Source organism: Oceanobacillus locisalsi (assembly GCF_042675985.1).
GTDB classification, from domain to species: domain Bacteria; phylum Bacillota; class Bacilli; order Bacillales; family Amphibacillaceae; genus Oceanobacillus; species Oceanobacillus locisalsi.
The window spans coordinates 1-6,009 of the sequence record NZ_JBHTKK010000048.1; the positions used below are offsets into that span (position 1 = coordinate 1).

6 protein-coding genes and 1 pseudogene are annotated in these 6,009 nt (G+C 32.4%); 5 read left to right on the forward strand and 2 right to left on the reverse strand.

Annotated elements, in window-relative coordinates; genetic code table 11:
* Positions 1-174 precede the first annotated feature (174 nt).
* The 5 genes and pseudogenes from ACFQ19_RS20075 (at position 175) to ACFQ19_RS20095 (ending at position 4,950) form a co-directional block, all read left to right on the forward strand.
* Complete coding sequence (locus ACFQ19_RS20075) at positions 175-1,005, forward strand: hypothetical protein (protein ID WP_379594620.1); 831 nt, start codon at positions 175-177, stop codon at positions 1,003-1,005.
* A 20-nt stretch (positions 1,006-1,025) separates the two neighbouring features.
* Positions 1,026-1,883: an ABC transporter ATP-binding protein gene (locus tag ACFQ19_RS20080; RefSeq protein ID WP_379594622.1), complete on the forward strand. Its 858-nt coding sequence runs from the start codon at positions 1,026-1,028 to the stop codon at positions 1,881-1,883.
* Positions 1,883-2,719: a hypothetical protein gene (locus tag ACFQ19_RS20085; RefSeq protein WP_379594624.1), complete on the forward strand. Its 837-nt coding sequence runs from the start codon at positions 1,883-1,885 to the stop codon at positions 2,717-2,719. Before ACFQ19_RS20080 ends, ACFQ19_RS20085 begins: the two co-directional genes overlap by 1 nt.
* A 16-nt stretch (positions 2,720-2,735) precedes the next feature.
* Positions 2,736-3,524 (forward strand): hypothetical protein, encoded by a 789-nt coding sequence (locus tag ACFQ19_RS20090; protein ID WP_379594626.1) that lies wholly within the window; start codon positions 2,736-2,738, stop codon positions 3,522-3,524.
* A gap of 269 nt (positions 3,525-3,793) precedes the next feature.
* Positions 3,794-4,950, forward strand: a pseudogene (locus ACFQ19_RS20095) (IS3 family transposase).
* Positions 4,951-5,475: 525 nt separating this feature from the next.
* On the opposite strand, the gene ACFQ19_RS20100 reads toward ACFQ19_RS20095, so the two are convergent.
* Positions 5,476-5,796, reverse strand: coding sequence for a hypothetical protein (locus ACFQ19_RS20100; RefSeq protein ID WP_379594628.1), 321 nt, complete (start codon positions 5,794-5,796; stop codon positions 5,476-5,478).
* A 43-nt stretch (positions 5,797-5,839) separates the two neighbouring features.
* On the reverse strand, positions 5,840-6,009 hold a 170-nt coding region (locus tag ACFQ19_RS20105), incomplete at its 5' end, for an ATP-binding protein (protein WP_379594630.1).

The window sequence follows — 6,009 nt, forward strand, 5'->3', positions numbered from 1 at the left end:
ATCAACTATACCAAATGGAGAGGTGTTTTTCTTGTTTGAAATACTTTGTCAAGGAACCTATTACAGTAACTACGAGCACTAGAGTCTCTTGATTTTATTAAATTTTTCTAGGTGCGAAAGTTGAGATAATAACCAAAACCTTAGTTAAAATGTAAAAAATAAGGAGTATATACCATGTTTGTACAAATTCCAATAGAAATGAAAAATTTATATAAAAAGAAATCTATTTGGTTAGCTTTCTTTGTTTTTTTAGCGGCAGTAGTACATATTTATTCTTTTATTTTAAGTGAACAACCAATAGCTGAAAATATTCCGTTTGAGGCAAACCATGTTTTTTATTATTTCGTAAGTATTCAGTCAGATATGTCAAGTTATTTAATGATTTTATTGCCGTTGATTCCACTAATTGTTTTAGGAGACTCTTTTATATCAGAGCGCAGAACAAGTATATTAACATATAAATTAATGCGTATGGACAGTAATAAATATATTCATTCCAAATTAATATCCTTAGCTATCATAGCTTTTCTACTTATGTTTGTTCTTCAATCGCTTTTATTTGTAGGTTCATTAATTGTATTTCCAATTAGTTCACCCCAGGCTATTGAAACAGGCATAACACCGCAATTTGCCTCTCATCTTTTTGTAAATATGCCTTGGTTCTATGTGTTCTTAATCATTATTAATAGTAGTTTGATGTCTTCTTTTATTATTATTCTTAGTGTAACGGTGAGTATGTTTATAAGAAATCGTTATGTAGCTATTTTTCTTCCCTTTGCATTATTCATAGGAGTGTCTATCATAATGATGGCTTTCCCCGCTATTATTGGAGGCAGCGGGATAATCGTTCATGATATTTCTCCTTTAGCAATGTTAGGAGGTTATTTTAATTCTTCAATAAGTTGGTGGATTGTACCGCTTTATTGGCTAGTATTAAACACAGCTTTATATATCATAACTGTTTATGGCTATAAACTCCAATTTAAAAAAGAAAAATTAGTATAGATTGTTTTAGGAGGTTAAACATGACTGAATCGACTCTTGTGGATATGAAAAAAGCAGGCAAAAAACTTGGTAATAATATCATTTTAGAAAATGTTTCTTTGGAGATAAAAAAAGGAGAAACTATTGGAATTGTAGGGACAAACGGTTCTGGAAAAACAACTTTACTTCGATTAATTGCAGGGCTTAGTTATCTATCAGAAGGTGAGCTTAAAGTAATGGATAAGCAAGTGAAACCAGGTATGATGGGTTCACTTCCAGAAAATATTGGTGTTCTTATAGAAACACCATCATTTATAAATCATGAAACAGGATTAGAAAACTTAAATAACCTCGCTCAGATTCGGAAGAAAATTTCCAAGCAAGATGTAAAAGAAGCGATTCAAAAAGTAGGGCTAGATCCCATGAGTAAAAAGAAAGTAAAGCAATATTCATTGGGTATGAAACAAAGATTAGGAATTGCGCAATCTCTAATGGAAACACCTTCACTTGTTTTATTTGATGAACCGACAAATGGTTTGGATCAGGAAGGCAGGGAACTTTTTTATAAATATGTTCAGGGCTTAAAAAAACAAGGTACAGGCTATGTTTTTGTTTCGCATCATGAACACGAAATTGAGGCATTTTGTGATCGGGTGTTAAGAATTGAAAATCATACTCTAGTGCCTTTAGAAAAAGAGAAAAAAATATCCATTCAGTTAATGGATTCAGCTGATGTGGGGAAAGTTCTTTCTGTTGCCCCTAATTCAACGATGGAAAAACAAGAAGATGGTAAGCCTGTTATGCTAGTACCATTTACGAAAGGTACAGATGAAGAAATCGATAATTTCTTTAAAGAAATTGCTGTGGAATATAAACGGTTAAAAAGGGATCATGAATAATGTTAACATTTGGTCTTTGGAAATGGTTTCGAATGAAGTATATCAGGATCTTATTTATTTTATTTACTCTTATACTGGTTTCTCTATTCGCACGAAATCAAGTTAGTGAATATTTTTCTTTGGCAGAATTAACTTATAATGACAGTCCATTAACTATACCGGATTATCTCATGGGAATGCTTAATATGCCTCAATTTTTTATGTTTTTTGCTTTCCCTGTGCTATTTTCCATTCTTATTGCTGATTTAATTACGGATGATTTTGAGGAAGGATACGCTTTATTTATTCTTGCCCGTTTGCGTAATCGCACACAATATATTATAAATAAACTTACCTTACTACTAGTCACATCATTTTTTTACTTGTTTCTAATAGTACTCATTTCTGTTATTAGTTGGTGGACGTTAGGAACTCCTTTTAATGGTGAAACATTTCATTATATTTTTATAAGTGATAGTGAAGTGGGAATACCAACGGGGATTACATGGATAAAAGTATTCTCCTTTTTCTTGTTAGGCATTTTTTCACATGGTTTATTGACTTTAGTTATTACGCAATTCACCGGTAAACCAAGCCTTACAATAGGGTTAATAATAATAATGGCCTTTATTTACAATGGTTTATATGTTGCTTCTCAAAATAGTATTGCTCTACTTCCTTTATCTCAATATGTCGTAGGGATGCACAATGAATATGAACCTTTTGGTCTTCCTATTCAGTATTTTAATTTAATAAATTCCTATCTTTATTTAATTATCATCAGTATTGTTTTAATTATTATTTTAGTGATTAAATTTAAAAATGATGACCTTGAAAGCAATGAGAAAAGTAATTAAGTAAATGAGGTAAACTATGAAAGCTTTAATTAAAATTCAATTCAGATCAATCTTAACTACTTACAATATTATATTTGGCTTACTAATTAGTTTTGTACTAGGTATTCTTCAGGCATTTAGATTGAATCATGAACTGATTATTATAAATGAGCAAGGAACCATTGCTGATTTTCTTTTATTTTCATTAGGTGGCTGGCAAGAACCTATGACTTTATTATCCACCATTCAGTGGTTGATGTTAATTTTAATCGTTTTACTTATTTCTCAATGGACATATATTATTTCAAGTTCCTGGATGGTTATGGTAATAACTCGTTTTAAGACTCGTATTTTTTGGTGGTTCAGTAATTGTGTTGCTCAGCTACTAATCTGTACAGTGATACTAGCGGTATTAATCATTGGGCATCTAATCGCAGGATATATATTCTTTAATTGGGATTTAAAATGGGGTATATATACATTAAATCAACAAATATTAATTGGTGATATAAAACCTGTACAATTATTTTTCATCGGATTTTTTATTTTACTTACTGGTATGTACTCACTTATTCTTATACAAATGATAGTGAAAACAATTTTTCATGCCGGAAAGGCTTCTATGATTTTATTTATAATACTAATAATTTTAGGGTTTTCTTATATTTACCAGCAAATAACTTATTTATTATCGCCAATATTTTACCCAAGCATTATAGTTTCTGTTCAAAATGGAGTTGAAAATGCATTATTTATCAATATAGGATTATGTATATTACTATCTATCATCGGCCTTTTCGTAATTCGTATAAGAAGTATATTATAAAATTCAGATAAAATTATTCAATAGCAATGCTTAAAAAGTAATTGCTAAGTAAGATTAATCAAAATTAGAGATATAAATAAAGCTATAATTTATAATAGGCTATTTCACTATTAAGTACTAGATAGTGGAGTAGCCTCTAATTATTTAATTCATATTCATTCAATTTTAGATTTAGCAGAAAAAGCAAATAAATGATGTTAGTCTAATAATTGGACATACCAAATGGGGATTTTTATACTTAAATATAATAATCTTTAGGAGTTTCCAAGATGGTAAAACGATATGATAAAGAATTTAAAGTATATGCAGTAAAATTGGTAGTGGAAGATGGAAGAAAAGCAACCGAAGTGGCAAGAGAATTAGACATAGTACCCCAGACGCTACACAAATGGGTAGCTAGATACAAGGAAGAACAAGAGGATAGTTTTGTGGGAAGTGGAAACCGCAGCCCCAAAGATCAAGTGGAATATGAAAAAGATAAGCGAATCCGTGATTTGGAAGAGGAGGTAGCTATCTTAAAAAAGGCAATGGGCATCTTCGCCAAAAAGTAGAGGTAATCTATGCATTTATCCAGGAACACCGCCACGAATTTCGTATCGAGAAGATGTGCCAGGTATTAGGTGTTTCCAAGAGCGGCTATTACGAGTGGAGAAACCGTCCTGTCAGCGATTGAGCCAAACGCAAACAAAAACTGACCGCCCGAATTAAACGTGTATTTATTGAGTCAAAAAAAAGATATGGAAGTCCTAAAATCACGCAGGTTTTACGCCGCGAAGGAACTCCTGTTTCTCAAAAAACAGTGTCTCGTATCATGAAGGAAAATGGCTTACGTTCGAAAACGGTGAAGAAATATAAAGCGACAACGAATTCCAAGCATTCGCACCCTGTCTTTCCGAATTTACTAAATCAAGATTTTCAGGCAGATGAACCAGGACAAGTATGGGTAAGTGATATCACGTATATTTGGACCAAAGAAGGATGGCTGTACTTAGTGACCGTAATGGATTTATTCTCCAGAAGGATTATTGATTGGGCAATGAGTCATCGAATGACCAAAGAATTAACACTCACAGCTTTAAGACGGGCTATTAATCAGCAAACACCGCAAGAAGGTTTGATTCATCATTCCGATAGAGGCAGCCAATATGCAGCTAAGGAGTATCAAGCACTATTAAGAAAACATCATATCACCACAAGCATGAGCCGGAAAGGCAACTGTTATGACAATGCATGTATCGAATCGTTTCATAGTGTGATGAAGAAAGAATTAATCTTTCATGAAAATTATCAAAGCCGAGAAGAAGCAAAGCGTAGTATTTTTTCTTACATCATGACGTTTTATAATTCCAAGCGAATTCACTCAACGATTGGATATATATCACCAATAGCGTATGAGAAAATGTATCTGCGTAAGATAGCTTCATAGAAGAATATCATTAGCCTCTGTGTTAAAGGAAGGGGCGGACTTTCCCCTTCCTTTAACACAGAGGGGAGCAAGCGGAGCGCGGTAGGAAATTTAAAAATTCACCATTTCTATTGTCCAATTTATTGACATAGATCCAAAATTATTAAGAAAAAGTTGTTATTTTTAAATGAAAAACCTCTTTATATATGAGGAGGGATTATCTATGGACACTCTATTATCGAAATGATTAAATGATAACAACTTGAAAAAGAGGACTGATTACAGCCACTAATTTACTTGGAAGTTCTAACCATTCTATAGCAATATTTATTATATATTCTTTTTATGAATAGAAAGTGGTGGCAGGTCTTTAAATTTATTAAAAATACTATACCTCCTTTATTAGAATAGATGCTAATCATTAATTTACTGAGTATTGCCATCGGCGAGACCCGACTATGCCATCTTTTTGACCCACTTAGGACAAGAAATTGACCCACTTAAGACAAAGGTGAGCCACTACCAAATTGATAGTGGCTCTAGAAATTAATTAAAAGGGCTTATACCTAATTCAAACTCAAGTAGCGTTTTTTCCCATCTTAATTTTGCCATTTCTTCTTCTAATTTTTGAACATACTCCAGTAACCTTTCAATTCTTACTTTGTCACTAATGCCTTCTTCAAAAGCGGTACCAACTGTACTTTGATAATAAAAAAAGTTATGAAGGTCTTCTTCTTCCACTTCGTATTCACCTGAATCTACTTGTGAAGCTTTTAATTTCCCTTCGATAATCCATTTTTTAATCGTACTTTGATCGCATTCTATATAATGAGCGCGCAATATCTCTATTACTTCATTCATTGTCATGTGAAAACCTCCATCCAATAAAGCGTTTTCATTTTGTAGTAAATTAATTTTTTAACCCATTCCTTTCTCTCATGGAAGTATTTCCATCAATCATAATGGGATATGAATCATGTACAATTCGGTCTAATATCGCATCGGCTAACGTAATTTCGCCAATCTTTTCATGCCAGCCTCGAGGATCAAATTGAGAACAGAAAATGGTAGATGCATTCT